This is a genomic window from Jiangella endophytica (assembly GCF_003427025.1).
In the GTDB taxonomy this organism is placed as follows: Bacteria; Actinomycetota; Actinomycetes; order Jiangellales; family Jiangellaceae; genus Jiangella; species Jiangella endophytica.
Genome location: NZ_QVAI01000019.1, coordinates 81,591 through 107,878, shown reverse-complemented (window position 1 = coordinate 107,878; position 26,288 = coordinate 81,591). Strand labels below are relative to the sequence as shown.

Below are 26,288 nucleotides of genomic sequence, written 5' to 3'. Positions count from 1 at the left end.
ATGGGTGCGCTATTCGCGATCCTCACCGTTGTGGTGATCCTCGGCCTCGTCTGGTACGGCGCGAGCGCCCGCGTCGTCCGTCAGTTCGAGCGTGGCGTCGTGTTCCGGTTCGGCAAGGTGCACGGGTCGCCGCGCGGGCCCGGATTCGCGTGGATCGCTCCGTTCGTCGACCAGATGCGCAAGGTCAACGTGCAGATCATCACGCTGCCGATCCCGGCGCAGGACGGCATCACCCGCGACAACGTCACGGTGCGCGTCGACGCCGTCGTCTACTTCCGGGTGCACGACCCCGTCGAGGCCGTCGTCGAGGTGCAGGACTACGAGTTCGCCGTGTCGCAGGTGGCGCAGACGTCACTGCGCTCGATCATCGGCAAGAGCGAGCTGGACGATCTGCTGTCCAACCGCGAGGCTCTGAACCAGGGCCTCGAGCTGATGATCGACAGCCCGGCCGTCGGCTGGGGCATCGAGATCGACCGGGTCGAGATCAAGGACGTCGCGCTGCCTGAGGCGATGAAGCGCTCGATGTCACGACAGGCCGAGGCGGAGCGGGAGCGGCGGTCGCGGGTCATCACCGCCGACGGTGAACTCCAGGCGTCGCACAAGCTCGCCTCGGCCGCCTCCACCATGGCGGAGACCCCGGCGGCGCTGCAGCTTCGACTGTTGCAGACCATCGTCGAGGTCGCCGCGGAGAAGAACTCGACGGTCGTGCTGCCGTTCCCGGTCGAGCTGCTGCGCTTCCTGGAGCATGCGACCGAACAGCCACCGGCCGCCGCCCGGCCGGCCACCCCGCCGGCCGCCCCGCCGGCCACCCCGCCGGCTGTCCCGCCCGCGGCGGGGGCGGCCCCACCCGCGGCTGAGGCCATCCCGCCAGCGGCGGAGCCCGTCCCGCCGGCGGCGGAGCCCGTCCCGCCGGCGGCGGAGGCCGTCCCGCCGGCGGCGGAGCGCGTCCCGCCGGCGGCGGAGGCGAACGGCGTCCGGCCGGTGCCGGAACAGCCGCCGCCCCCGACGTCGTGATGCTAAGGTCTGCGGCATGTACGCGACCGTGCTCGGCATGTGGTGGCCCGCCTCCTAGGCGGCCCATTCCCTTCGCGTACCCCACGCAAGCGACCGCCTCACCGAGGCGGTCGTTGTCGTGTCCGGCACCGTCCCGCCCCGGTCGAGGCTCGACCGGAAGGAACGTCCATGCTCGACGACCTGCTCGACGATCCCGCGCCCCCGCCGTTCGCGCTGCTCGCCCGCTCCGGCCGGCCCGGCGTCGAACTGCTGCTCGGTGACCTCGTCGACGTCGACCGGCTCGCGGAGATCCCGCTGCCCGACGACGCCAGCCCGGCGACGCTGGCGCTGATCCCGTACCGACAGCTGTCCGAGCGCGGCTTCGAGTGCCACGACGACGGCGCGCCGTTGCGCTGCCTGCGGGTGCGGTCGCGGGTCGCGTTGGACCGTTCGGAGGTCCTGGCCGCGGTGGGCGGCGACGTCGACGTCGCGCCCGGCGGGTTCGACGTCGCCGACGACGAGTACGCGGACATCGTCGGCCGGGTCATCCGCGACGAGATCGGCCGCGGCGCCGGCGCCAACTTCGTCATCCGGCGCGACTACCTGGCCCGGCTCACCGGATCGGTGCCCCAGGCGGCGCTGCGGCTGTTCGGCCGGCTGCTCACCGGCGAACCGGGCGCGTACTGGACGTTCGTCGTGCACGCCGGCGACGTGACGATGGTCGGCGCGACGCCCGAGCGGCACGTCAGCGTCGACGACGGCACCGTCGTGATGAACCCGATCAGCGGCACGTACCGGGTTCCGGCCGGCGGCACGACCACCGACGACCTGCTGCGGTTCCTCGCCGACCCGAAGGAGACCGAGGAACTGTTCATGGTGGTCGACGAGGAGCTGAAGATGATGAGCGCCGTGTGCGAGGACGGCGGACGCGTGCTCGGGCCCTACCTCAACGAGATGAGCCACCTCATCCACACCGAGTACCTGCTCGAGGGCACGACGCGGATGGACGTGCGCGACGTGCTGCGCGAGACGATGTTCGCCCCGACGGTGACGGGGTCGCCGCTGGAGAACGCGGCTCGGGTGATCACCCGCTATGAGGTGGGTGGGCGGGGGTACTACGCGGGCGTGGCAGCGCTGATCGAGGGCACCGGCGACCGGCTCAGCGTCGACGCGCCGATCCTCATCCGCACCGCCTACCTGGAGCCCGACGGGACGGTGCGGGTACCGGTCGGCGCGACCCTCGTGCGGCACTCGGTCGCCGGCCACGAAGTCGCCGAGACGCACGCGAAGGCGGCCGGGGTGCTGACGGCGCTCGGGGTGCGCGAGGCGGCCGTAGCGTCGTTCGCGGACGACCGCCCCGCGCTCACGGACGACCGTCCCGCGCTCGCGGACAACCGTCCCACGCTCACGGACGACCGCCCGTCCTTCGCGGACCATCCCGAGGTCGCTGCCGCGCTGACCGTGCGCAACCGCACGCTGGCGCCGTTCTGGCTGCGGCCGCAGGGCCAGGACGAGCGGCCCGCGCTGGCCGGGCGGTCGGTGCTGATCGTCGACGCCGAGGACCGGTGGACGGCGATGCTGGCGCATCTGCTGCGCCGGCTCGGGATGCGGGCGGAGGTCCGGCGTTGGTCCGAGGTCGGCCCGGCGACCGGCGACGCGTACGACCTGCTGCTGGCCGGCCCCGGCCCCGGCGACCCGCGCGACGTCGCCGACCCGCGCATCGCCCGGCTGCACGACGTCGTCCGGGCTCGGCTGGCCGCGCAGCGCCCCCTGCTCGCCGTCTGCCTGAGTCACCAGGTGCTGGCCGGGCTGGTCGGGCTGCCGCTCGGGCTACTGCCGCAGCCGTACCAGGGCACGCAGCGGCCGGTGCCGTTGTTCGGCCGCGAGACCCGGGTCGGGTTCTACAACACCTACGCGGCCCGGCTGGCCGACGGCGCCGTCCTGCCGCCCGGCGTCGAGGCCGCGGCGCAGCCGGAGACCGGTGAGGTGTTCGCGCTGCGCGGCGCCGGGTTCGCGTCGGTGCAGTTCCATCTGGAGTCGATCCTGTCCACCGAGGGGATCGACCTGCTGGCGGAGCTGGTGACGGGCGTGCTCAGCCCGGATGCGCGTCCAGCCGTCGCTGCACCTCGTCGGCGCTGAGGTCCTCGGCCGGTCGCGAGACGATCCACTGGATGCCGAACGGGTCGCGGAGCCGGCCCTGGCGCATACCGTACGGCTGGTCGTCGATCGGGAAGACGACGGTCGCCCCGGCCCGCTCCAGGGCGGCTCCGAGGGCGTCCGGGTCGGCGACCTCGAGCGTGAACAGGGCGCCGGCGGCCGGATCGTGCGCGTCGGCGTCCTTGATCGACAGCAGGCCGGCGCCGAGCCGGAACTCGGCGTAGACCACCTTGCCGCCGGGCCCGGCGTACCGGACGCCGGGCTCGGCGCCGAGCGCGCGGCGGTAGAAGTCGAGGGCACGGTCGGCCCCGTCGACGACGAGCTTCGGGGTCACGGTCATCGCGTTCATGCGACCATCGTGGCCCGATGCGGCGGCCGCGCGCTTGGAGAAATCGGTCAGCCCGGGCGCTTCAGGTATCGGTGCCCGGTAGGGCTGGTCCATCGCGTCGATCCGCCGGGGCGTCGCTCGGCGCTCCAGCGGCCGAGGTGCTTGATCAGGTGGTGGGTCTCGCAGAGCGCCTGGAGGTTCGCGCGACTGGTGGGGCCGCCGGCGGCGAACGGGACGATGTGGTCGATGTCGGCGGCTCGGGCCGATCGGTGGCAGCCGGGCATGCGGCACGTGCGGTCGCGGGCGGTGATGAACCGGGCCAGTGCCCTGCTCGGCCGGTACCTCGTCCTGCCGAGGTCGAGGAGCTGCCCCGTGGCGGGGTCGGCACGCAGCCACGTCCACACGCCCTCGGCAGCGAGCGCCCGGGCGACGTGAGCGGGGATGGGCCCGTAGCCCTCCAGCTCGCCCGGCTCGTCGCTCAGCCCCGTCAGCGTCGTGAACGGGACGGTGACGTGCACGCTGACGGACCGCCGCCGTGTGGACCGCGCAGCAGGACGGCCGACCCCACCCGCACCGGCACGCGGCGCGCGCTGGCGTGGGCCACCCGCACCGGCACGCGGTGCGGCGCCAGCGGACTCGCCGCCCGCGCCGGCACGCAGAGCGGACCCGCGCGGGCCACTCGCGTCGGCGCGCGGTGCGGCACCGGTGGACTCGCCGCCCGCGCCGGCCATGGGTGGCGCGGCCGCCGCGGTGGTGGTCGCGGTGGTGGTCGCGGCCGTGGTCGCCGCTGCGGTGGTCGCGGTCGTGGTCGCCGCTGCGGTGGTCGCGGTCGTGGTCGCCGCGGTGGTGGTCGCCGCGGTGGTTGCTCCTGCCGGCGGCCCGCCAGGCCAGCCACCGCCGCCCCGATCCAACTGGCCCGCCCCCGCGGTGCCGGTCGCGATGCCAGGAGAGGCGGCCGAGGTCGCGCGAGCCCGCGCCTGGCCCCTGGCGCGGTCCACGCCTGCGGCATGACCCGCACCGCCGACGCCCGCACCGCGGCCGTCGGGACGGTGGGCGTCGGCAGCGTGGGCGACCGGATGGTCGGCGTCGGCAGCGTGGGCGACCGGATGGTCGGTGTCGGCAGCGTGGGCGACCAAGGTGCGGCCCGCACCGCCACCCGCAGCACCACCGCCCGCAGCACCACCGCCCGCAGCACCACCGCCCGCAGCACCGCCGCCCGCAGCACCACCGCCCGCAGCACCGCCACCCGCAACATCGGCGCAGGCAGCCAGGGCGGCCCACGCGAGCTCCGCCAGCGCGTCGGCGCGCCGATGGTCGTGGGGCCGGACGGGCAACCCCGCCGCCGCGTCGGCGCGTTTGGCGTCGGCCGCGGCCGAGTTCAACGCCGTGTGCAGCGCCGTGGCGTCCTCGGCCGGCAGCAACGCCTCGAGGAACGCCATGCCGTCCGATGCCGGCGTGACCGCGACGTAGCGGCCGTCGCGGGCGACGCGGTTGCGTTCAGCGGTCTCGACCGGCGCCAGCTGATGCAGCCGCCGCTTGATCAGCTTGCGCAGCGCCACCGCATCGATGAACGGCGCCTCGGGAAGGACGTCGGCCTCGACCAGCTCACGCACCGCGGGGTCCTGGCCGCCCAGCTCGTCGGTGATGACGCGCGCCCGGCGCAGGTCGATCAACCCCGCCGACAACGCGGCGTGGGTGCTGGCGAAGTCGTCGACCAACTGGACGGAGTGGCCGACCAGGTTCTCGGCCTGCTTGACCGTGCGCTGGCACCGCCCCGCCACCTCGACCGCGGTGACGGTGACCGGATGGACCGACCGGCAGGTGGACTCGGCGGGTCGCAGCTCATGACGCGTGGTCAGCTCGGCGAGCACGTCGGCCTCGCCGGCGGCAACCCAGGCCGCCAGCCGCGCCCACCCGGCGGCCGCCTCGACGAGGTCGTACGCACCGGCCGAGCCGGCGTCGAACGCGGCCAGGACGGCGGCCAGCTCAGGACCCGTCGGCGTGCGCTCCGCATCGGCGGGCAGCACCCGGGCCGACCGCTCCAGGAACCCCGGCTCGACGGAGTCGGCGAGCAGATCGGCCGGCTCGAGCCGCACCCAGTCGAAGGTGTCCGGATGCCACACCACGAGCGGCCCCGCCGCCGGACGAGCGCCCGGCGGCGTAGCAGCTAGTAGCACTTTATCGAACATGCGAACAACCCTACCGGCTCCGCCGAGCAAGATCAATTCGAGACGGAGGGGGCAGGCGTCAGCCCAGCGGCACGTGGTTGTGCTCGGCGGCCGAGCGCGGGACGTAGCGGCCGGGAGTGAGGCCGGTGAGCGCGCGGAAGTCGTTGACGAGGTGGGCCTGGTCGAAGTAGCCGTGCCGGGCCGCGACCTCCGCCCAGTCGGGCGCGGGGCCGCCCGGCGTCGTCACGGCTCGAAGCACCCGCTGCAGCCGCCGGACCCGGCCGAACTGCTTCGGCGACAACCCGACGGCGGCGCGGAAGCGACGCTGCAGGGTCGACGCGGACGCGCCGATCCGCTCGGCCACCACGCCAACAGCGGCACCGCGGTCGAGGGCGGCGACGGCGTAGACGACGGCACCGTCGGGGCCCGGCAGGCCGGCCGCCCGCAACCGCGCGAGCAGCACGCGCTCCAGCGCGTCCAGCCGCTCCCCCGGCGTCGCCGCCACGAGCACCCGCTCGCGTACGGCGCCGCCGTCGGCGCCCCAGAGGTCGGCGAGCGGGGTGACCGGGTCGGTGAGCGCGGCCGCCGGGACGTCGCCGAAGGCCACGACGCCGCCCGGCCGGAACACGACGCCCGCGGTGGCGGCCTGGTCGGCGGTGTCGACGCCGATGGGACGGGCCAGCGGGGCGCACAGGCCGGCCCCGCCCACCCCGCCAGGACGGCTGAGGTCGTCGCCGTCGTACCAGTTCAGACGGTCGGCGGCGAGGTTGACGACCAGCTGCGCCGCGCCGGTGGGCAGGGTCCGGTCGCGGCCGGGCGGCAGCGGTTGGTCGAGGTACCAGAGGTGCTCGACGAACGGCGCCAGCTCGGCGCGGGGCCGCCGGAGGAGCACGTCAGTCGTGCCGGCCGGTGACCGCCAGCCGGGCGCCCAGCCCGATCATCGCGACGCCGCCGACGGCGCTGAAGTGACCCATCCGCCCCGGCGAGCGGGCGAACCAGTCGCGTGCGGTGCCGGCACCGAGCGCCCAGCAGCTGTCCATGAGGAACGCCATCACCGTGAACACGGCCCCGAACAGCAGCATCTGCACGGTCGGGTGCGCGCCGGCCGGATCGATGAACTGCGGGAGGACGGCCGCGAAGAACACGATGACCTTGGGGTTCGTCAGGCCGACGACGAACGCCTCGCGCGCGGCACGGCGGGCGCTGGTGAGACGGACCGCCCCTGCCGCCGCGTCGGCGAAGGACCGCCGGTGCCGGATCGCCTGCACGCCCAGATAGACGAGGTAGGCGGCGCCGACGAACTTGATGACGGTGAAGACGACGATGGATCGCTCGACGACCGCGCCCAGGCCGAACGCCACGGCGAGCACCTGCAGGAACGCGCCCACGGCGTTGCCCGAGGCCGACGCGATGCCGCCGCGCCGGCCGAGTACCAACGCCCGGCCGACGGTGAACAGCACGCTCGGGCCGGGGACCGCGATGAGAACGAACGAGCTGACGACGAAGGCCAGCAGGTGTGTCGTCGAGATCATCGCGATACCCCGTCCCGGAGGTGGGCGTGCGACCGCATCAGCGCGCGGCGGTGCCCTCGGTGTAGTCGTCGTCGCTGGACTTCACCCAGGACATCAGCTGGCGCAGCTCGCGGCCGGTGGCCTCGATCGGGTGCGCCTCGCCCTCGGCCCGCAGCCGCTTGAACTCCGGCGCGCCGGCGTCCTGGTCGGCGATGAAGCCGGCCGCCCACGACCCGTCCTGGATGGCCGTCAGCGCGTCCTTCATGCGCTCCTTCACCGAGGCGTCGATGACCTTGGGGCCGGTGGTGTAGTCGCCGTACTCGGCGGTGTCGGAGACACTCCAGCGCTGCTTGGCGATGCCGCCCTCGTACATGAGGTCGACGATCAGCTTGAGCTCGTGGAGCACCTCGAAGTACGCGACCTCCGGCTGGTAGCCGGCCTCGGTCATGACCTCGAAACCGCTCTGGACCAGGCGGGACACGCCGCCGCAGAGCACCGTCTGCTCACCGAACAGGTCGGTCTCGGTCTCCTCGGCGAACGTCGTCCTGATACCGCCGGCACGCAGGCCGCCGATGCCCTTGGCGTACGCGAGCGCGAGCGCCCACGCCGAGCCGCTGGCGTCCTGCTCGACGGCGACCAGCACCGGCACGCCGCGGCCGTCGGCGAACTCGCGCCGCACCAAATGACCCGGGCCCTTCGGCGCGACCATGGCGACGTCGACGTTGGCCGGCGGCTTGATGTAGCCGAACCGGATGTTGAAGCCATGGCCGAAGAACAGCGCGTCGCCGTCCTGCAGGTTCGGCTCGATGTCGTTGGTGTAGATGTGCCGCTGCACGTGGTCGGGCGCCAGGATCATGATGAGGTCGGCCTCCGCGGCCGCCTCGGCCGGCGTCACGACCCGCAGCCCCTCGGCCTCGGCCTTGGCGCGGCTCTTCGAGCCCTCCTGCAGGCCGACGCGGACGTCCACGCCGGAGTCGCGCAGGCTCAGCGCGTGCGCGTGGCCCTGGCTTCCATAGCCGATGACGGCGACGACCCGCCCCTGGATGACCGAGAGGTCGGCGTCGTCGTCGTAGTACATCTCTGCCACGAGGGCTTCTCCTTCTGTCTTGCCTTCAGAAACCTGAACGGATTATGCGACTCGGTCGACCGGCCGCAGCGCGCGGTCGGTGATGGACCGCGATCCGCGCCCCACCGCCACCACACCGGACTGCACGAGCTCGCGGATGCCGTACGGTTCCAGCACCTTGAGCAGCGCGCTCAACTTGTCCGACGAGCCGGTCGCCTCGATGGTCACCGCATCGGCGGCGACGTCGACGACCTTGGCGCGGAACAGCTCGACCGTCTGCAGCACGTGCGGGCGGGTCTCGTTGTCCGTGCGCACCTTGACCAGGACCAGCTCGCGCTGGACCGACTGGCCGGGGTCGAGCTCGACGATCTTGAGGACGTTGACCAGCTTGTTGAGCTGCTTGGTGACCTGCTCGAGCGGCGAGTCCTCGACGTCGACGACGACCGTCATGCGGGAGACCGCCGGGTGCTCCGTCGGCCCGACCGCGAGCGAGTCGATGTTGAAGCCGCGGCGCGAGAACAGGGCGGCGATGCGCGCGAGCACACCGGGCTTGTTCTCGACCAGCACCGACAGCGTGTGCTTGCTCATCTCAGACTTCCTTCCGAAGCGCGGGGCTTGCCGCCGGCTCAGTCATCGCTTCTATCCCATTCCGGCGCCATGCCCCGGGCGATCTGGATCTCGTCGTTGCTGGTGCCGGCCGCGACCATCGGCCAGACCATGGCGTCGCGGTGGACGCCGAAGTCGACCACGACCGGCCGGTCGTCGACGGCCATCGCCTTCTCGATGGTGGCGTCGACGTCCTCGGCGGTGTCGCAGCGCAGCCCGACGCAGCCGTAGGCCTCGGCCAGCTTGGCGAAGTCGGGGATGCGGCGGCTGCCGAGGTCGGTGTTGGAGTAGCGGCCGTCGTAGAAGAGCGTCTGCCACTGCCGGACCATGCCGAGGCTCTCGTTGTTGATGACCGCGACCTTGATCGGGATGCCCTCGATGGCGCAGGTGGCCAGCTCCTGGTTGGTCATCTGGAAGCAGCCGTCGCCGTCGATGGCCCACACCGTGGTGTCGGGCCGGCCGGCCTTCGCGCCCATGGCTGCCGGGACGGCGTAGCCCATGGTGCCGGCGCCGCCGGAGTTCAGCCAGGTGTTCGGGTTCTCGTAGGAGATGTACTGCGAGGCCCACATCTGGTGCTGGCCGACGCCGGCGACGTAGATGGCGTCGGACCCGACGAGCCGCCCGAGCCTTTCGATGACGTACTGCGGCATGAGCTCGCCGTTGTCGGCCGGTGTGTAGCCCAGCGGGTAGTTGTCGCGCCACTGGTCCAGTTGTCGCCACCAGCCGGTGAGGTCGGTCTGGTTGCCGGCGGCGAACTCGGCCTCGATGGCCGGGATCAGCTCGTTGATGACCTCCTTGCAGTCGCCCACGATGGGGACGTCGGCGACGCGGTTCTTGGAGATCTCGGCGGGGTCGATGTCGGCGTGGATGACCGCGGCGTTCGGCGCGAACGACGACAGCTTGCCGGTGACGCGGTCGTCGAACCGGGCGCCCAGGGCGATCAGCAGGTCGGCCTTCTGCAACGACGTGACCGCCGCGACGCCGCCGTGCATGCCGGGCATGCCGAGGTGCTGCCGGTGGCTGTCGGGGAACGCGCCGCGTGCCGTCAGCGTGGTGACGACGGGGAAGCCCGTCAGTCTCGCCAACTCCGACAGCTCTTTCCATGCCCGCGCGCGGAGCACGCCGCCGCCGACGTAGAGGACCGGGCGCTTGGCCGCGGCCATCAGCCGGGCCGCCTCGCGGACCTGCTTGGCGTGCGGACGGGTCACCGGGCGGTAGCCGGGGAGGTCCAGCTCGACCGGCCAGCGGAACGTCGTCATGGCCTGCATGGCGTCCTTGGCGACGTCGACGAGGACCGGCCCCGGCCGCCCCGTGGTCGCGATGTGGAACGCCTCGGCGATGGTCCGCGGGATCTCCGCGGGGTCGGTGACCAGGTAGTTGTGCTTCGTGATGGGCATCGTGATGCCGCGGATGTCGGCTTCCTGGAACGCGTCGGTGCCGATGGCCGCCGTCGCCACCTGACCGGTGACCGCGACCATCGGGACGGAGTCCATGTGCGCGTCGGCGATGGGCGTGACCAGGTTCGTCGCCCCCGGTCCCGACGTGGCCATGCAGACGCCCGGCTTGCCCGTCGCCAGCGCGTAGCCCTCGGCCGCGTGGCCGGCGCCCTGCTCGTGCCGGACCAGGATGTGCCGAATCTGCTGGGAGTCGAACATCGGGTCATAGGCCGGGAGAATGGCGCCACCGGGAATGCCGAATACGGTGTCGACGCCGGCCGCCTCGAGCGAGCGGATGAGGCTGGCGGCGCCCGTCATCGTCGTCCCGTTGTCCCTGGTGGGCTGTCCCTGCGGCATGGCCGGACCCTTCTGCTGTGTGGTCGTGTGTCCGTTTCGGGCGGTCCCGTGCAACAAAAAACCCCTCCGCCCTGGTGGGCTGACGAGGGGTAGCGCGTCGGCTGAGTTCGCCTGACGCGCTAATGAAGTACGAGAATGCCGAAACGCACGAATGCACGGTCCCTCACCCGGAGGGCGTGCGTCAAGGCAGATCCCTGGATGTCTCACCATCCGGTACGACCGTCCACATCTCGGGCGCGGACCCCTCACCGCACCCTGGTCCGCCGGGCTCGCCTTCGGCCGCGAACCAGCAGCACCCGGCAGCGCTCCGGCGCCTGCGGGCCGAGGCTCGTACCGAGGACGGCCGCGGCCCGGTCGGCGGCATCGGCCACCTCGTCCAGATCCGCGCCGGGGTCCAGCGCGGCCCGCAGCTCCACCACGACCTCCTTCCGGTCGCGCCAGACGCGGCCGCCCCGGGCGGTCACGGCCGGCGCCTCGTCCAAGGCGGCGGCGGCCGCGTCGACCAGGGCACCGGACTCGACCTCGAGCGCTCCCTCCCGGCCGGTGCCGGACAGCTTCAGCCTCGAAAGGCTCCGGCGGCGTGCGTGCGCCAGCAGCCACACCAGCCCGAGCACCACCAGCACCAACCCGAGCAGCCCGACCGCCCACGGCCACCAGCTCTCCCCGGTGCGATCGAGCAGCGCCGACGCGTCCAGGCGGTCCACGGCATCCGGGATCCAGTCGCGCTCCCAGGCCACGGCCGCGCCGCCGAGCACCAGCAGCACCAGCCCGGTCAGCAGTACGGCGGCCCGCTCGACGCCCGCCGCGGCCCGGCTCACCGCTCCTCCTTCCGCCGCGCGCCCACACGGACCCGCGGCACCTGGTCCAGCCGGGCCAGCCGCGTGGTCACGTTCTCCCGCACCTCGGCGGGAGTCTCCGGTTCGCCGTCCGTGACCACCCGGACCGCCACGCCGCGGGGCCGTGCCCGCGCGCTCGCGTCGAGCACACCGCCGTGACCCGCCGCACTGTCGACCGTCAGCTCCTCGACGGCGCCCCGGGTGGCGAACACCCCGGTGCGCGCCGAGACGGGCAGCGACCGCCGCGGCCGTGGCCACAGGGCGGCCACGATCAGCGCGAGGCCGGCGACCGCGACGGCGATCCCGGCGGGGACCATCCAGCTCTGCGGCTCCAGGCCGTCCAGCCGCTCCAGCAGCGGCTCGACCAGCCGCTGCCCGTCGATGACGCCGCCCTGGACCAGCGCGTCGTAGATCGCCGCCGCGCCCAGGCCGACCAGGAGCAACGCGACCAGCAGTCCGGCCTTGCGGGCCACCCCGGGCGCCACCGGCCGGGACGCCCCGGGCAGCGGCTCGGCCTCCGGAGCCGGGCGATACGGCGCGACCGCCGCCACCCGCACGTCCACGCGGTCGACGGTGAACCCGGTGAGCCCGCCGACGTCGCGAGCGACGGCGTCGCGAACCGCCCCGGCGAGATCCGGCAGCACTCGACCGCCGTCCGCGCCGACCGTCACCTCGACCCGCACGTGCCGGCCGACCACCCGGGCCGACGCGTGCGGCAGCCGCTGGCCGCCGAGGCGCTCCCACACCGTGGCCTGTCCCGTGCGGCCGGCAACGGTCGCGGCGGCCCGCTCGGCGATGCGCCGGAACACCCGGTCGTGGACGACCAGCCGGCCGCGGGCGCCCGCGTCCGCCACCTCTGCCTGCGTGCTCATGTCACTCCCGGTTCCGCCCGCGCAGGACCGCGGTCACGTCGAGCTCGCCGGACACCTGACCGGCGACGGCGGCGCCGGCCAGCCCCAGCAGGACCGCGACGACGAACCCCCAGAAGCCGCCCGCCGCCGCGGCGACGCCGAGCAGCAGCCCGGCGAACAGGCCGATGGTCACCGTGTTCATGCGACACCTCCGACGTCGTTGCGGGCCGGGCGCGGCTCCTCGGGTCCGGCGACGTCCTCGACCACGACGTGCACCCCGCCGTGGACCAGGGGCGACACGGCGCGCCGGACGGCGTACGCCGTCGCCGGGACCGGACGGTCCCAGCGGAGCACCACGTGCACCTCGGCGTTGCCGCGGTCGTCGATCCGGACGCCGGGCACCCGCCGGCCGGCCAGGTGCGTCGCGATCTCACCGAAGAGGCCGCCGTAGAGCCCCGCCACGCCGGGCACGGCCGCGGCGGCCGTCGCGACCGCCTCGGCCGGGTCCGGCTCGGCCGGGTGCTCCTCGGCCGGGTGCTCCTCGGCCGGGCCAGGCTCGGGCCGCGGCGATTCGACCGGGATCATTCGACCCGGCTCTCGCGCTGCTCGCCGTCGTCCTCGCCCTCGACGTAGACGTCGTTGACGGTGACGTTGACCTCGGTCACCTCGAGTCCGGTCATCCGTTCCACCGCCGCGATCACGTTGCGCCGGATCCCCGTCGACAGGTCGACCACGGACACCCCGTAGTCGGCGACGATGTCGACGTCGATGGCCGCCTGGCGTTCGCCCACCTCGACCGAGACGCCCTGCTGCAGGTTCGTGCGCGAGCCGGGGATCCGTTCCCGGATCGCGCCGACCATCCGGGCCGCTCCGCCGCCGAGGTCGTGCACGCCGGAGACCTCCCGCGCGGAGATGCCGGCGATCTTCGAGACCACGCCGTCGGCGATGGTGGTCCGGCCCTGCTCCGTCATCAGCGGGCCCGGGGGGCGCTCTCGCCCGGACTCGCGTTCCCGCGCCGGCGCCGCCGCGCCACCGCTCCCCGTCGTCGACACGTTCGGCCGGTCCGCCGTCATCATGGGCCTCCCCCCAGTCACTGCCCGCACTGCGCGGCTGACAGTGGTTAGACACACGATCGGGGCCCGACGTCACGCATACTTCGGGACATTCCGGTCATTAGGCTCTCGTGGCCTATCGGTCCGGGGGCGCTGAGCAGCTGGACGATCTGGTCCTGGCCCGGCGCGCCGGGCTCGGGGACCGGGTCGCCTTCGGGGTCATCGCGCGCCGGCACGGCCCGGCGATGTACCGGCTCGCCCGCCGCACGGTCCTCGACGACGGCGATGCCGAGGAAGCGGTGCAGGACGCGCTGCTGGCGGCCTGGTGGCACCTGAGCGACTTCCGCGGCGCCGCGGCGCTACGCAGCTGGTTGCTGCGGCTCACCCTCAACAAGGCCCACAACGTGCGGCGCAAGCGCCGCCCGGTGCCGCGGGAGGCGGGCGAGCACGAGACGGAGGCCGGCATCGGCAGCGATCCGGCGCACGACATCATCGAGAACGAACTGGTGGCAGCGCTGGGCGCCGCTCTGGCCGGGCTCCCCGAGCCGCAGCGGGTGGCGTGGCTGCTCCGCGAGGTGGACCAGCTCAGTTACGAGGAGATCGCCGCGGTCATGGACACCTCACGCGATGTCGTCCGCGGACTGCTGCACCGCGCGCGGCACCGGCTGGCGGAGCGGCTGGCGCCCTGGCGGTGACCCGGGGCCTTCGGTGCCACCACCCTGCCCGCGCGGCCGGCGGTCCCGGCGGCGCCGCAGCTCGACTCCGGCCCTCCCACCGACGGCCGCCGCCACCGTCACGGGCAGGAAGAACGGATGTACCAGGAACAGCACCGCGCCGACCACCATGCCCGCCTTGGCGTACCGCATGTACCGCCCTCGCGCGGGGGCGCTCACCGGCGTCCGGTTCTCGATCCAGACCGCCACCGGCAGGCCGACGACCAGGAACCCGGCCAGCCAGATCGGCGTCGCGTACAGCAGCACCACGAGCAGCCAGTTGACGAGGTCGGCGCCACCCGAGAGCAGGAGGAACGCCAGCACGGTCAGCACCAGCGCCAGGAACGACGCACCGGCCGCAGCGACGCCCTCGGCGGGGGACAACCCCTCGGCGTCGTCGACGGCGGCCACCGGGCTCACCTCACACGGGGTCGTAGTCGAAGGCGGGGAGGCCGTCGAGGCTGGTCGCGTTCTTCCTGCGCCGGTACTCGCGCCGCCCCTCGTCGCCCTTGCGCTCCATGTGCGGCGGCAGCAGGTCGCGCTCGCCGACGTGGTCCATGAGCGGGACACCGTAGCCGCAGGAGTCCGACACCCGCTGCACGTCGACGACGATGACGGCGCGGGCGCCGCGGCGCTCGGGGAACAGCTCGGCCAGTGACGCGAACTCGTCGTCGTAGAGCGTGACGAAGCGGCCGGTGCCGTGCAGCCGGACGATGTTCGGCGGGCCGGTGAACGCACAGAACATCAGCGTGATGCGGCCGTTCTCGCGCAGATGGGCGATGGTCTCGGCGCCGCTGGCGGTGTAGTCGAGATAGGCGACCGTGTGCTCGTCGAGCACCACGAACGACCCGCCGATGCCCTTCGGCGACACGTTGACGTGACCGTCCGGCCCGGCCGGCGCCGTCGCGACGAAGAACAGGTGCTGCGCCTCGATGAAGGCGCGGAGCCGGCCATTGATCGATTCATGAACCTTGCCCACGGTCGCACCTTACCGAGGTGACCGTGAACCCGCTGCGACGCCGATCACAGGGCGTCCAGCGTCACTGTTCGGCGACGGCTCAGGCGGAGCGTTCGAGCACGAACCAGATGCCCACCGCGGGCTCGGCGCCGTCGTTGCGGTACGAGTGCGGGGTGGTGGAGTCGAACGAGACGGAGTCGCCGGCGCGCAGGTGGTGCTCCTCGAACCCGAGCGTCAGCACCAGCTCGCCGCTCAGGACGTGCCCGTACTCCGTCCCCGAGTGCCGCATGAGCAGCCCCGCGCTCGACGCCGACGAGCCGCCCGGCTGGTAGGTGATGCGCAGGAAGTCGGTGTGCAGGTCGGGGACCTGGCCGAGCAGCTCCCAGGTCACGCCGGAGTCGAGCGTCAGCACCTCGCGCTCCGCCGCGCGGACGACCGGGCCGATGCGCCGGCGGGCGGCGCCGAGCACCTGCAGCGCGCTGATCGTCTCGGGGACGGACGGAGGCGGCGCCTCGGCCGGCGTCGCCTCCGCCACCTCCCCCGTCGGAGGTCCTCCGTCCACTCCGTCGCCGACCGGCGCGAAGATGTCCTCGACCGAGATCCCGAGCGCGGTCGTGATGGCGTACAGCGTGCTCACCGACGGCTGGCTCTTGTCGGTCTCGATCTGCGAGATCAGGCTGGCCGACACCCCGATCTCGCGGGCCAGCGCGCGAGCGCTGACGCCTTTGCGCAGCCGTTCCTGGCGGATGCGCTCGCCGATCGGGGGTACGGCCGACGGACTCACGCGGCCGCCACACTGTTCACCATGACTGAGCATTCTAGCGGGTTGACGTCCGCGCCTGGCTCCGCTTCACTCAGAAGATAAGTGTCACTGCACACGAAGTGGGGTGCCGACGCGATGCCGATTCGCACCTACGGACCGAACGCGGTCGACTGGGAAGAGCGCATCGACCTCGACCGGCTGCGCCGCGAACGGCTCGACCGGCTGCGCGCCGCACTCGACCGCTCCGACCTCGGCGCGCTGCTGGCCTTCGACTTCGCCAACATCCGATACATGACGTCGACGCACATCGGGACGTGGGCGATCGACAAGCTGATCCGGTTCGCGCTGCTCCCCCGCGGCGGCGAGCCGGTGGTGTGGGACTTCGGCTCGGCGGCCCGGCATCACCAGCTGTACAACCCGTGGCTCGACGGCGCCAACCGCGCCCGTGCGGGCATCTCGACGCTGCGCGGCGCGTTCCACCCCGGCGCGGGCATCGCCGACGACGTCGCCGGCAAGATCGCCCGGGTCCTCGACGAGCACGGCCTGCGGGACGCGCCGGTCGGCATCGACGTCGCCGAGATGCCGGTGCTCGCGGCCCTGCAGGCGCACCGCCTCGACGTCGTCGACGGCCAGCAGGTGTTCCTCGAGGCGCGCCGCATCAAGACGGCCGACGAGATCGCGCTGCTGGCGCACGCCGCCTCCATGGTCGACGCCGCCTACGACGAGCTGTACGGGTTCCTGCGGCCGGGCGTGCGCGAGAACGAGTGCGTCGGCGTCGTCAGCAAGGTCCTCTACGACCTCGGCAGCGAGTACGTCGAGGGCGTGAACGCGATCTCCGGCGAACGCTGCTCACCGCACCCGCACGTCTACAGCGACCGCATCGTCCGGCCCGGAGACCCCGCGTTCTTCGACATCCTGCACAGCTACAACGGCTACCGCACCTGCTACTACCGCACGTTCGCCGTCGGCAGCGCGTCGCCGGCCCAGCGCGACGCGTACACCCGCTGCCGCGAGTTCATCGACAACGCCATCGCCGCGGTCCGGCCGGGCGCGACGACGGCCGACATCGTGTCGCTGTGGCCGCGGGCGGACGAGTTCGGCTTCCCGGACGAGGAGGCGGCGTTCGCGCTGCAGTACGGCCACGGCGTCGGGCTGTCGATCTGGGAGAAGCCGATCTTCTCGCGGCTGGTGTCGCTGGACCACCCGGAGGTGCTCGAGGAGGGCATGGTCTTCGCGCTCGAGACGTACTGGCCGGCCGCCGACGGCTGGTCCGCCGCGCGCATCGAGGAGGAGGTCGTGGTGACGGCCGACGGCTGCGAGGTGATCACCAAGTTCCCGGCCGAGGAGCTGCTGGTCGCGGGTCGCAAGTACTGGACCGTCGGCGGCGAGCTGAACTCGCTGCGCGAGTCGCAGTCGCACCTCAACACCGGCGCCAGGGTCGCCCCATGACGGAGACCACGGCGGTGACCGACCTGCTCGCCCTGCACGAGACCATGGCGGTCATCCGCCGCACGGAGAAGGCGGCACACGACCTCTTCATGTCCGGCCTGGTCAAGGGGACGACGCACCTGGCCGCCGGGCACGAGGCGGTCGCGGTCGGGGCGCGCGCGGCGCTGCGCGACGGCGACTACGCGTTCGCCACCTACCGCGGCCACCACCACGCCATCGCCTGGGGCGCGACGCCCGAGGAGTGCCTGGCCGAGCTCATGCAGCGCTCGACCGGGCTGAACAAGGGCAAGGGCGGGTCCATGCACCTGACGAAGGCCGCGACGGGCATGCTCGGCTCGTACGCCATCGTCGGCGCGCATCTGCCGATGGCCGCCGGCGCCGCGTGGTCGGCCCGGCTGCGCGGGACCGACCAGGTCGCGGTCGCGTTCTTCGGCGACGGCGCCACGAACATCGGCGCGTTCCACGAGGCGTTGAACCTCGCGGCGGTGTGGCGGCTGCCGGTGCTGTTCGTCTGCGAGAACAACTTCTACATGGAGTACACCCCGATCGGCTCGGTGACGGCGGCCGAGCAGCCGGCGGCCGGCCGGGCCCCGTCGTACGGCCTCCCGGCCGAGGTCGTCGACGGCAACGACGTGGTGGCGGTACGGAACGCCGTCGCCCGCGCGGCAGAGCGGGCCCGCGCGGGCGACGGGCCCACCGTCCTGGAGGCGCGGACGTACCGGCACTACGGCCACAGCCGGACCGATCCGGCGACATACCGCCCCGAGGGCGAGCTGGAGCGCTGGCTCGAACGCGACCCGCTGACGGTGTCCTCCATCCGGCTGCGCTCGGCCGGCACCCGCGACGTCGAGATCCAGGCCGCCGAGGACCGCGCGGCCGCCGTGGTCGACGCCGCCGTCGCGACCGCCAGGGCCGGACCTCCGGCCGACCTCCGCGAGGCGTTCACCGACGTGTGGGCGGACGGAGGTGCCGCATGGCGGACCACGTCGTGACCTACCGCGAGTCGGTGGCCGAGGGCATCGCCCGCGAGATGCGCCGCGACCCGTCCGTCGTGTGTCTGGGCGAGGACATCGGCGCGGCCGGCGGCGTCTTCAAGACCACCGTCGGCCTGTTCGAGGAGTTCGGCCCGGAGCGGGTCTGGGACACCCCGATCTCCGAGCAGGCCATCGTCGGCGCCGCCATGGGGGCGGCGATGACCGGCATGCGCCCGGTCGCCGAGATCATGTTCAGCGACTTCCTGGCCTGCTGCTGGGACTACCTCGCCAACGAGATCCCGAAGGTCCGCTACATGACCGGCGGGCAGGTGACGGTCCCGCTGGTGATCCGGACGGCGAACGGCGGCGGGCTGGGCTTCGGCGCACAGCACTCGCAGGCGGTCGAGAACTGGGTGTTCACCGTCCCCGGCCTGAAGATCGCCGCACCGTCGACACCGTCCGACGTGGTCGGGCTGCTGGCCAGCGCGATCCGCAGCGACGATCCCGTCGTGTTCTTCGAGCACAAGGGGTTGCTGGCCGGCAAGGGGGCGCCGGCGCCCGACGGCCACGTCGTGCCGTTCGGCGAGGCGGCCGTGCGACGCGAGGGCGGCGACGTCACGCTGGTGGCGCTCGCGTCGACGGTGCCGCTCGCGCTGGCCGCGGCCGACCGGCTGGCCGCCGAGGGCGTCGCCGCCGAGGTGCTGGACCTGCGCACGCTGATCCCCCTGGACGTCGCGGCCGTGCTGCGTTCGCTGGAGCGGACGTCGCGCCTGGTCGTCGTCGAGGAGAACCCCTACCAGGGCGGCTGGGGCGGAACCATCGTCTCCGTGGTCGCCGACGAAGGATTCGAGCTGCTGGACGCGCCGGTCAAGCGGGTGGCGGGTGCCAACGTGCCGCTGCCGTTCGCCGACGCGCTGGAGGACCAGGTGATCCCCACCGTGGACAAGGTGGCCGACGCCGTGCGGAGCCTCGCGACCTACTGACCCTACGACCGGCCACACCCGACACCGAGCTGCCGCCATCGCGACGAAGGGATGGTCCCTTGAGCACCCGACTCCTGCTCCGCAACGGCCACGTGATCAGCATGGATCCCGACATCGGCGACCTCGCCGGCGCCGACGTGCTGATCGAGGACGGCGCGATCGTCGCCGTCCGGCCGAACCTCTCAGACGAGGTCGCCGACGCCGAGGTCATCGACGCGACCGGACGCATCGTCGTCCCCGGTTTCGTCGACACCCACCGGCACACCTGGGAGACGGCGATCCGCACGTCCGCGCCGAACGCGACGCTGGACGACTACTTCGTCGAGATCCTCGACACGTTCGCCCCGCTCTACCGGCCCGACGACGTGTACGCGAGCAACCTGGCCGGCGCGCTGGAGTGCCTGAACGCCGGCATCACGACGCTCGTCGACTGGTCGCACATCAACAACACCGCCGAGCACCCCGACGCCGCGATCGCCGGGCTGCTGGAGTCGGGTCTGCGGGCCCAGTACGCGTACGGCTCGGCGAACACGTCGCTGGCGAAGTACTGGTTCAACAGCGCCGAGGTGATCCCGGGCGACGACGTCCGGCGCATCCGCGGCACGTACTTCTCCGGCGACGACGGCCTGCTCACCATGGGGCTGGCGACCCGCGGGCCGGGGTTCTGCCAGGACGACGTCGTGCGGGCCGAGTGGGCGCTGGCCCGCGAGGTCGGCATCCCGATCACCGTGCACGTCGCGATGGGCCGGCTGGCCGGCCGGTTCGCCATGGTCGAGCAGCTGGACCGGCTCGGCCTGCTCGGGCCGGACACCACCTACGTCCACTGCTGCTACTTCAGCGACCACGAGTGGCGGCGGGTCGCCGACACCGGCGGCACCATCTCGATCGCCGCGCAGGTCGAGCTGCAGATGGGCCACGGCTGGCCGCCGGTGGCGAAGAGTTACCAGTTCGGCCTGCCGCCGAGCCTGTCCATCGACGTCGTCACGACCGTGCCGGGTGACATGTTCACGCAGATGCGCGCGGCGTTCGGTGGTGAGCGGGCACGCGTCAACGCCACGTCCTGGACGGCCGACACCGCCGTGCCGGAGACGATGCCGACGGCCCGGCAGATGCTGGAGATGGCGACGATCAACGGGGCGCGGGTGGCCGGGCTGGACGACCGGACCGGCTCACTGACGCCGGGCAAGCGGGCCGACGTGGTGCTGATCGACGCGACGGCGTTGAACGTCGCCCCGGTCATCGACCCCGTCGCCGCTGTCGTGCTGGCCGCCGACGTGTCGAACGTCGAGACGGTCATCGTCGACGGCGTGGTCCGCAAGCGCGACGGCAGGCTGATCGCCGACGCCGCCCGGGCCCGCGGCCTGGTCGAGGCGGCCCGCGACCGGCTGGTCGCCGCGGCCGAGCAGCAGCGGCAGGCGGCCGCCGTATGAGCGTCCGGCACCTGATCCGCCGGGGCGCGCAGGCCGGCTTCGAGGCACCGGCGGGCTGGGCCGCCGGCGCCACCGGCTACCGGCGCTGGACCGTGGTGGGCGAGCAGGGGGGCGCCGTCCACACCGGGTTCGGTGTCTGCGAGCTCGACCCCGGCGGATCGGTGCCGGCGCACGTCCACTCGTTCGAGGAGACCTTCCACCTGCTCTCCGGGGCGGCCGTCCTGACGACACCGGACGGGTCGTACCGGCTGTCCGAGGGTGACTACGGGGTGCTGCCGGTCGCGCTGCCGCACGCGTGGCGGGGCGACGGCGACCGCCCGGCGCGGTGGGCGGAGATGCAGGGGCCGCAGCCGCGCGACGCGTTCGACGGCGACACCTTCCTGGTGCCGCCGCTGGACGACACGAGGCACATCGACGCCATCGATGTTCGAGACCCGCGCTCCTACCGGTTCGGCACCATCCGGCCGGGCCACATGGATCCGGCCAGGCAGTCGCAGGACCTGCTCGCGGTCTCGGCCAGCATGCGCACCGCACTGCTCGTCTACGGCGGCATCAACGTCAAGCAGATGGTCGACAGCGACCTCGGCGCCGTCCTGACCACGATGTTCATGGTGCAATACGATCCCGACGGCGCGACCACCCCGCACGACCACCCGTTCGAGGAGACGTACCTCATCCTCGAGGGCACGGTCGAGGCGTCCTTCGACGGCACGACCTACGTGCTCGAGGCCGGCGACGTCGCCTGGGCCGGGGTGGGCTGCCCGCACGCGTTCCGCAACGCCGGCGGCGGCACGCTGCGCTGGCTCGAGACGCAGGCGCCGGCGCCGCCGCCGCGGTACTCGTACCGGTTCGCGCGCGACTGGAACCATCTGCGCGACGTCCTGGGAGGTCCGGCGTGAGCGACGCGAAGACCATCGTGATCGTCGGCGGCACGTCCGGCATCGGGCTGGAGCTGGCCCGGCGCCGGGTGGCCGCGGGCGACGACGTCGTCATCACCGGCCGCGACGGCGACCGGTGCGACACGGTGGCGGCGGACATCGGGGCGCGCTGCCGCGGCGTCGCCGTCGAGCTGTCCGACCCGGACGCCATCGCCGCGGCGGTGTCCGACGTCGGCACCGTCGACCACCTCGTCGTCGCCGCCATCGACCGCGACCAGAACACCGCCGCCGACTACGACGTCGGCCGCGCGTTGCGGCTGGTGACGCTGAAGCTGGTCGGGTACACCGAGGTGGTGCACGCGCTGCTGCCGCGCATGGCGCCCGACGGCGCCGTCGTGCTGTTCGGCGGGCTGGCGAAGGACCGGCCGTACCCGGGGTCGACGACGGTGTCGACGATCAACGGCGGCGTCGTGGGCCTGGTGCACACGCTGGCCGTCGAGCTGGCGCCACTGCGGGTCAACGCCGTCCACCCGGGCATCGTCGGCGACAGCCCGTTCTGGCAGGGGAAGCCGCTCGACGCGGTCGTCGCGCGGACGCCGATCGGCCGGCTGGCGACCATGGCCGACGTCGCCGACGCGGTCGACTTCCTGCTGCGCAACCCGGCGATGAACGGCGTGAACCTCAACGTCGACGGGGGTTGGCTGCTGACGTGAGCGAGGCGGTCGGGGTGATCGGCGCCGGGCGGATGGGCGCGGCGATGACGGCGCGGCTGCGGTCGGCCGGTCGCGAGGTCGTGCTGTGGAACCGGACGGTGGCGCGGGCGTCCGGGGTGTCGGCGGCGACCGGAGCACGGGTCGCGGGCACGGCGCGCGAGGCGGCCGCCGCGGGCCCCGTCGTGCTGGTCTCGCTGGCCGACGACGCCGCCTGCCGGGCCGCGTACGAGGGGCCGGACGGCGTCGCCGCGGGCGCCGGGCCGGGAACGGTCGTCGCCGACACCAGCACCGTCGCGCCGCGGACGTCGGCCGAGCTGGCGGAGCTGGTCGCCGCCGGTGGCGGAGCGATGCTGGACACGCCGGTCTCCGGCAGCGTTCCGGTGGTCGAGCGCGGCGAGCTGACCGTCATAGCCGGCGGCTCCGTGGGTGACCTCGAGCGGGCCCGGCCGGTCCTCGACCTGCTGGCCCGGCAGATCTTCCACGTCGGCGGCCACGGCGCCGGCGCGACCATGAAGCTGGCCGTCAACGCGCTGGTGCACGCGATCAACCAGGCGGTGTCCGAGGCGCTGGTGCTGGCCGAGCGGTCCGGGGTCGCGCGCGAGACGGCGTACGAGGTGTTCGCGAACAGCGTCGCCGCCGGCCCGTTCGTCCAGTACAAGAGGGCCGCGTTCGAGCGGCCCGAGGAGACGCCGGTCGCGTTCTCGCTGGATCTCGTCGGCAAGGACCTCGACCTCATCCTCGACCTCGCGGCCGCGTCCGGCACCTCGATGCCGCAGGCCGTCGCCAACCGCCGGGCCGTCGCCGACGCCGTCGACGCCGGCCTGGGCGACGAGGACATGAGCGTGCTCGCCCGGTACCTGCGCGGGCGCACCTGAGCCGTCCGCGGCTGAGGGCTACGCCGCCGCGTGCGCCCGCGCGCTGGGCGTCGTCCGTCCGACGATGGCCGGCGCCTCGTGCACGAGGGTGTCGTCGGTCAGCGCCTCGATCATGAACAGCGCGAAGTCGGTCCGCCGGGTGAGGTTGCTCTCGAGCACCGGGTCGCCGACGTGGCGGCTCCACACGGGCAGGCCCTGGCTCTCGCCCTCCTCCAGATCGCTCCCGCGGACGACGGTCCAGCGGCGGTCGCTGGCGAAGATGCGCCGGCACGCCTCGACCTGGTCGTCGATCTCGACGGCGCGCAGCAGCTTCCCCACGCGGGCGGCGATGCGCAGCGCCGTCCGGAACCGCCACGAGTAGAGGTCCTGCCCGTCGCGGGTGATGTGCCAGCCGCACGAGAAGACCAGCCGCGCGTCCGGCTCGGCGAGGTCGAGCACCGCCTGCGCCGTCCCCGACGAGTACTGCCGGACGCCCCACGGGACGAGCACGCTCAGCACGCCGTCGCAGCCGGCGACCGCCTCGCGGATCACCTCCCGGTCGTTCGTCGGCCCCGGCACGATGGTGATGCGGTCGGCCACGGCGGCCAGCTTCGGCACGCTCTTCTCGCGGCAGACGCCGACCACCTCGTAGCCGCGGTCCAGCGCGTGGCGCACCAGGTACTGCCCCAGCTTCCCCGACGCCCCGACGACGCAGACCTTCCTGATCCCGCCCGTCCCCATGTGCCGCTCCCTCCGCTACTTACACTGTAAGTAACGCTAGACTTACGCCGTAAGTACGTCAAGCGAGGAGGACGCACCGATGCCCGACCGCCGGGCCAGCAGGGTCCCGCTCACCCGGGAGCGCGTGGTCGCGGCGGCGATGGCGCTGGCCGACGAGAAGGGCCAGGCGGGCGCGAGCATGCGGGCCATCGCCGCCCGGCTGGGCGTCGAGGCGATGTCGCTCTACAACCACGTCGCCGGCCGCGACGACATCCTCGACGGCATGGTCGACGCGGTGTTCGCCGAGATCGAGCTCCCGGCGCCGGACGACGCGGACTGGAAGGCGGCCATGCGCGACCGCGCCGCGTCAGCGCGCGCGGCCTTGCGGCGGCACCCGTGGGCCGTCGGCCTGATGGACTCGCGGGGCCACCCCGGCCCGGCGACGCTGCGGCATCACGACGCCATGCTGGGCGCGCTGCGCACCGGCGGGTTCTCCATCCCGCTGGCGGCGCACGCCGTCTCCGTCATCGACAGCTATCTCTACGGGTTCGTGCTGCAGGAACTGAGCATGCCGCTCGGCGCTGCCGGCGATCTCGACGAGGTCGCCGGCGACATTCTCTCCGGCCTGCCCGGCGACGCGTATCCGCACCTCACCGAGATGATCAACGCGCACATCATGCGGCCCGGCTACGACTACGGCCGTGAGTTCCCGTTCGGTCTGGCCCTGATCCTCGACGGGTTGACGCCCGACGAGGACCAGGGCGCGCCGGCGCGTTAGTCGCAGACCGCGCCGTTGGCGGCCGAGCCGACCAGCTTGGCGTACTTCGCCAGCACGCCGCGCTGGTGCTTCGGCGCCGGCGGCGTCCAGGCCGCGCGGCGGCGGGCCAGCTCGTCCTCGTCGACCAGCAGCTCGAGGGTGCGGGCGGAGAGGTCGAGCCGGATGCGGTCGCCGTTCTGGACGAACGCGATGGGCCCGCCGTCGACCGCCTCGGGGGCGACGTGGCCGATGCACGGCCCCGTCGTGCCGCCGGAGAAGCGGCCGTCGGTGACCAGCAGCACGTCCTTGCCCAGGCCGGCGCCCTTGATGGCGCCGGTGACGGCGAGCATCTCGCGCATGCCGGGGCCGCCCTTGGGGCCCTCGTAGCGGATGACGATGACGTCGTTCTTGTTCAGGTCGCCGGCGGCAACCGCATTCATAGCACCGCTCTCACCGTCGAACACCTTCGCGGTGCCCTCGAAGACGGCGGTATCGAAGCCGGCCGACTTGACGACGGCGCCCTCGGGCGCAAGTGAGCCGCGCAGCACGGTGAGGCCGCCGGTCTGGTGGATCGGGTCGCCCATGGCGTGGATGATCTTGCCGTCGACGTCCGGCGGCGCGATGTCGGCGAGGTTCTCGGCCAGCGTCTTCCCCGTGACGGTGAGCGCGTCGCCGTGCATGAGACCGGCGTCGAGCAGCGCCTTCATGATGACCGGCACGCCACCGACGCGGTCGACGTCGGTCATGACGTACTGACCGAACGGCTTGACGTCGGCGAGGTGCGGGACGCGGTCGCCGATGCGGTTGAAGTCGTCCAGCTCGAGCTTGACGCCGGCCTCGTGCGCGATGGCCATGAGGTGCAGGACGGCGTTCGTGGAGCCGCCGACCGCCATGACGACGGCGATGGCGTTCTCGAACGCCTCCTTCGTCAGGATGTCGCGGGTCGTGATGCCGCGGCGCAGCAGCTCGACGACGGCCTCGCCGGACTTGCGCGCGTAGCCGTCGCGACGCCGGTCGACGGCGGGCGGCGCGGCGCTGCCCGGCAGCGACATGCCCAGCGCCTCGGCGGCGCTGGCCATGGTGTTGGCGGTGTACATGCCGCCGCAGGCGCCCTCGCCCGGGCAGATGGCCCGCTCGATCTCGTCGACCTCCTCGCGGGTGATGAGCCCGCGGGCGCACGCGCCGACCGCCTCGAACGCGTCGATGATGGTGACGTCGCGGTCGCCCACCCGGCCCGGCAGGATCGACCCCGCGTACAGGAACGTCGCCGCGACGTCGAGACGCGCGGCCGCCATCAGCATGGCCGGCGCGGACTTGTCGCAGCCGGCCAGCAGCACCGCGCCGTCCAGCCGCTCCGCCCCGAACACCGTCTCGACGGAGTCGGCGATGACCTCGCGCGACACCAGCGAGTAGTGCATGCCCTCGTGGCCCATCGAGATGCCGTCGGACACCGAGATGGTGCCGAACTCCATGGGGAAGCCGCCGCCGGCGTGTACCCCTTCCTTCGAGGCCTTGGCGAGGCGGTCGAGGGACAGGTTGCAGGGGGTGATCTCGTTCCAGGACGAGGCGACCCCGATCTGCGGCTTCTCCCAGTCGTCGTCGGTCATGCCGACCGCGCGCAGCATCCCGCGGGCGGCGGCGCGTTCGAGACCGTCGGTGACCGCCCGGGAGTGTGGCTTCAGATCGGGCTTCGAGGGTGTCACGGTCATGCGCCCACGCTAGTCCCGTCGTCCGG

General features: G+C 73.2%; 28 protein-coding genes. 11 read left to right on the top strand and 17 right to left on the bottom strand.

What is annotated here, in order from left to right; translation table 11 throughout:
- Both DZA62_RS29090 and DZA62_RS29085 read left to right on the top strand, forming a co-directional pair.
- Positions 1 to 1,014, top strand: a complete 1,014-nt coding sequence (locus tag DZA62_RS29090; RefSeq protein ID WP_116952448.1) for a slipin family protein — start codon at positions 1 to 3, stop codon at positions 1,012 to 1,014.
- A 168-nt stretch (positions 1,015 to 1,182) separates the two neighbouring features.
- Complete coding sequence (locus DZA62_RS29085; RefSeq protein ID WP_116952447.1) at positions 1,183 to 3,132, top strand: anthranilate synthase family protein; 1,950 nt, start codon at positions 1,183 to 1,185, stop codon at positions 3,130 to 3,132.
- Here DZA62_RS29085 and DZA62_RS29080 read toward each other — a convergent pair.
- From DZA62_RS29080 to DZA62_RS29025, 12 genes are all read right to left on the bottom strand, one after another.
- Entirely contained in the window at positions 3,086 to 3,499 is a 414-nt protein-coding gene (locus DZA62_RS29080; protein ID WP_116952446.1) for a VOC family protein, read from the bottom strand. The genes DZA62_RS29085 and DZA62_RS29080 overlap by 47 nt on opposite strands.
- A 47-nt stretch (positions 3,500 to 3,546) precedes the next feature.
- On the bottom strand, positions 3,547 to 5,667 hold the full coding sequence (locus DZA62_RS29075) for an HNH endonuclease signature motif containing protein (RefSeq protein ID WP_116952445.1): 2,121 nt from the start codon (positions 5,665 to 5,667) through the stop codon (positions 3,547 to 3,549).
- Between the two features lie 58 nt (positions 5,668 to 5,725).
- Positions 5,726 to 6,538 carry a helix-turn-helix domain-containing protein gene (locus DZA62_RS29070; RefSeq protein WP_116952444.1) on the bottom strand — a complete coding sequence of 271 codons (813 nt, stop codon included), beginning with the start codon at positions 6,536 to 6,538 and terminating at the stop codon, positions 5,726 to 5,728.
- Position 6,539: 1 nt separating this feature from the next.
- Entirely contained in the window at positions 6,540 to 7,178 is a 639-nt protein-coding gene (locus tag DZA62_RS29065) for a LysE family translocator (RefSeq protein WP_116952443.1), read from the bottom strand.
- A gap of 37 nt (positions 7,179 to 7,215) precedes the next feature.
- Entirely contained in the window at positions 7,216 to 8,244 is a 1,029-nt protein-coding gene (gene ilvC / locus DZA62_RS29060) for a ketol-acid reductoisomerase (RefSeq protein ID WP_116952442.1), read from the bottom strand.
- A gap of 42 nt (positions 8,245 to 8,286) precedes the next feature.
- Positions 8,287 to 8,811 carry an acetolactate synthase small subunit gene (ilvN, locus tag DZA62_RS29055; protein WP_116952441.1) on the bottom strand — a complete coding sequence of 175 codons (525 nt, stop codon included), beginning with the start codon at positions 8,809 to 8,811 and terminating at the stop codon, positions 8,287 to 8,289.
- A gap of 38 nt (positions 8,812 to 8,849) precedes the next feature.
- A complete protein-coding gene (locus DZA62_RS29050; RefSeq protein ID WP_116952440.1) occupies positions 8,850 to 10,622 on the bottom strand; it encodes an acetolactate synthase large subunit in 1,773 nt (590 codons plus the stop codon).
- Between the two features lie 245 nt (positions 10,623 to 10,867).
- On the bottom strand, positions 10,868 to 11,440 hold the full coding sequence (locus tag DZA62_RS29045) for a hypothetical protein (RefSeq protein ID WP_116952439.1): 573 nt from the start codon (positions 11,438 to 11,440) through the stop codon (positions 10,868 to 10,870).
- A complete protein-coding gene (locus DZA62_RS29040) occupies positions 11,437 to 12,330 on the bottom strand; it encodes a DUF6286 domain-containing Asp23/Gls24 family envelope stress response protein (RefSeq protein WP_116952438.1) in 894 nt (297 codons plus the stop codon). Before DZA62_RS29040 ends, DZA62_RS29045 begins: the two co-directional genes overlap by 4 nt.
- Position 12,331: 1 nt before the next feature.
- Positions 12,332 to 12,511 (bottom strand): hypothetical protein, encoded by a 180-nt coding sequence (locus DZA62_RS29035; protein WP_116952437.1) that lies wholly within the window; start codon positions 12,509 to 12,511, stop codon positions 12,332 to 12,334.
- On the bottom strand, positions 12,508 to 12,894 hold the full coding sequence (locus tag DZA62_RS29030) for a hypothetical protein (protein ID WP_198664317.1): 387 nt from the start codon (positions 12,892 to 12,894) through the stop codon (positions 12,508 to 12,510). Before DZA62_RS29030 ends, DZA62_RS29035 begins: the two co-directional genes overlap by 4 nt.
- Positions 12,891 to 13,382, bottom strand: a complete 492-nt coding sequence (locus DZA62_RS29025) for an Asp23/Gls24 family envelope stress response protein (RefSeq protein ID WP_116952503.1) — start codon at positions 13,380 to 13,382, stop codon at positions 12,891 to 12,893. The genes DZA62_RS29030 and DZA62_RS29025 overlap by 4 nt, the downstream gene beginning before the upstream one ends.
- Positions 13,383 to 13,492: 110 nt before the next feature.
- On the opposite strand from DZA62_RS29025, the gene DZA62_RS29020 reads away from it, so the two are divergent.
- A complete protein-coding gene (locus tag DZA62_RS29020; protein WP_116952436.1) occupies positions 13,493 to 14,056 on the top strand; it encodes an RNA polymerase sigma factor in 564 nt (187 codons plus the stop codon).
- On the opposite strand, the gene DZA62_RS29015 is transcribed toward DZA62_RS29020, so the two are convergent.
- From DZA62_RS29015 to DZA62_RS29005, 3 genes are all read right to left on the bottom strand, one after another.
- Positions 13,982 to 14,485, bottom strand: coding sequence for a hypothetical protein (locus DZA62_RS29015; protein WP_157987975.1), 504 nt, complete (start codon positions 14,483 to 14,485; stop codon positions 13,982 to 13,984). The two genes, DZA62_RS29020 and DZA62_RS29015, sit on opposite strands and share 75 nt — an antisense overlap.
- Positions 14,486 to 14,495: 10 nt before the next feature.
- Positions 14,496 to 15,053 (bottom strand): pyridoxamine 5'-phosphate oxidase family protein, encoded by a 558-nt coding sequence (locus tag DZA62_RS29010; protein WP_116952434.1) that lies wholly within the window; start codon positions 15,051 to 15,053, stop codon positions 14,496 to 14,498.
- Positions 15,054 to 15,132: 79 nt separating this feature from the next.
- The gene (locus tag DZA62_RS29005; protein WP_198664315.1) at positions 15,133 to 15,816 is read right to left on the bottom strand and encodes a cupin domain-containing protein; all 684 of its coding nucleotides are present in this window, start codon (positions 15,814 to 15,816) and stop codon (positions 15,133 to 15,135) included.
- Between the two features lie 114 nt (positions 15,817 to 15,930).
- On the opposite strand from DZA62_RS29005, the gene DZA62_RS29000 reads away from it, so the two are divergent.
- From DZA62_RS29000 to DZA62_RS28970, 7 genes are read left to right on the top strand one after another with little or no spacing between them, the layout of a single operon-like run.
- Entirely contained in the window at positions 15,931 to 17,244 is a 1,314-nt protein-coding gene (locus tag DZA62_RS29000) for a M24 family metallopeptidase (protein ID WP_116952502.1), read from the top strand.
- Positions 17,241 to 18,236 carry a thiamine pyrophosphate-dependent dehydrogenase E1 component subunit alpha gene (locus DZA62_RS28995; protein ID WP_116952432.1) on the top strand — a complete coding sequence of 332 codons (996 nt, stop codon included), beginning with the start codon at positions 17,241 to 17,243 and terminating at the stop codon, positions 18,234 to 18,236. Before DZA62_RS29000 ends, DZA62_RS28995 begins: the two co-directional genes overlap by 4 nt.
- Positions 18,218 to 19,201, top strand: a complete 984-nt coding sequence (locus DZA62_RS28990; protein WP_116952431.1) for an alpha-ketoacid dehydrogenase subunit beta — start codon at positions 18,218 to 18,220, stop codon at positions 19,199 to 19,201. The genes DZA62_RS28995 and DZA62_RS28990 overlap by 19 nt, the downstream gene beginning before the upstream one ends.
- A 59-nt stretch (positions 19,202 to 19,260) precedes the next feature.
- Positions 19,261 to 20,631 carry an amidohydrolase family protein gene (locus DZA62_RS28985; RefSeq protein WP_116952430.1) on the top strand — a complete coding sequence of 457 codons (1,371 nt, stop codon included), beginning with the start codon at positions 19,261 to 19,263 and terminating at the stop codon, positions 20,629 to 20,631.
- Positions 20,628 to 21,530: a cupin domain-containing protein gene (locus tag DZA62_RS28980; RefSeq protein ID WP_116952429.1), complete on the top strand. Its 903-nt coding sequence runs from the start codon at positions 20,628 to 20,630 to the stop codon at positions 21,528 to 21,530. Before DZA62_RS28985 ends, DZA62_RS28980 begins: the two co-directional genes overlap by 4 nt.
- Positions 21,527 to 22,222 carry an SDR family NAD(P)-dependent oxidoreductase gene (locus DZA62_RS28975; RefSeq protein ID WP_116952428.1) on the top strand — a complete coding sequence of 232 codons (696 nt, stop codon included), beginning with the start codon at positions 21,527 to 21,529 and terminating at the stop codon, positions 22,220 to 22,222. Before DZA62_RS28980 ends, DZA62_RS28975 begins: the two co-directional genes overlap by 4 nt.
- Complete coding sequence (locus tag DZA62_RS28970; RefSeq protein WP_198664314.1) at positions 22,219 to 23,097, top strand: NAD(P)-dependent oxidoreductase; 879 nt, start codon at positions 22,219 to 22,221, stop codon at positions 23,095 to 23,097. The genes DZA62_RS28975 and DZA62_RS28970 overlap by 4 nt, the downstream gene beginning before the upstream one ends.
- Positions 23,098 to 23,115: 18 nt before the next feature.
- Here the strand turns inward: DZA62_RS28970 and DZA62_RS28965 are convergent, their stop codons facing one another.
- Positions 23,116 to 23,817, bottom strand: coding sequence for an NAD(P)-dependent oxidoreductase (locus tag DZA62_RS28965; protein WP_116952427.1), 702 nt, complete (start codon positions 23,815 to 23,817; stop codon positions 23,116 to 23,118).
- A 79-nt stretch (positions 23,818 to 23,896) separates the two neighbouring features.
- On the opposite strand from DZA62_RS28965, the gene DZA62_RS28960 reads away from it, so the two are divergent.
- Positions 23,897 to 24,574 (top strand): TetR/AcrR family transcriptional regulator C-terminal domain-containing protein, encoded by a 678-nt coding sequence (locus tag DZA62_RS28960; RefSeq protein ID WP_198664313.1) that lies wholly within the window; start codon positions 23,897 to 23,899, stop codon positions 24,572 to 24,574.
- Here the strand turns inward: DZA62_RS28960 and ilvD are convergent.
- Positions 24,571 to 26,262, bottom strand: coding sequence for a dihydroxy-acid dehydratase (ilvD, locus tag DZA62_RS28955; protein WP_116952426.1), 1,692 nt, complete (start codon positions 26,260 to 26,262; stop codon positions 24,571 to 24,573). The genes DZA62_RS28960 and ilvD overlap by 4 nt on opposite strands.
- Between the last annotated feature and the right edge of the window lie 26 nt (positions 26,263 to 26,288).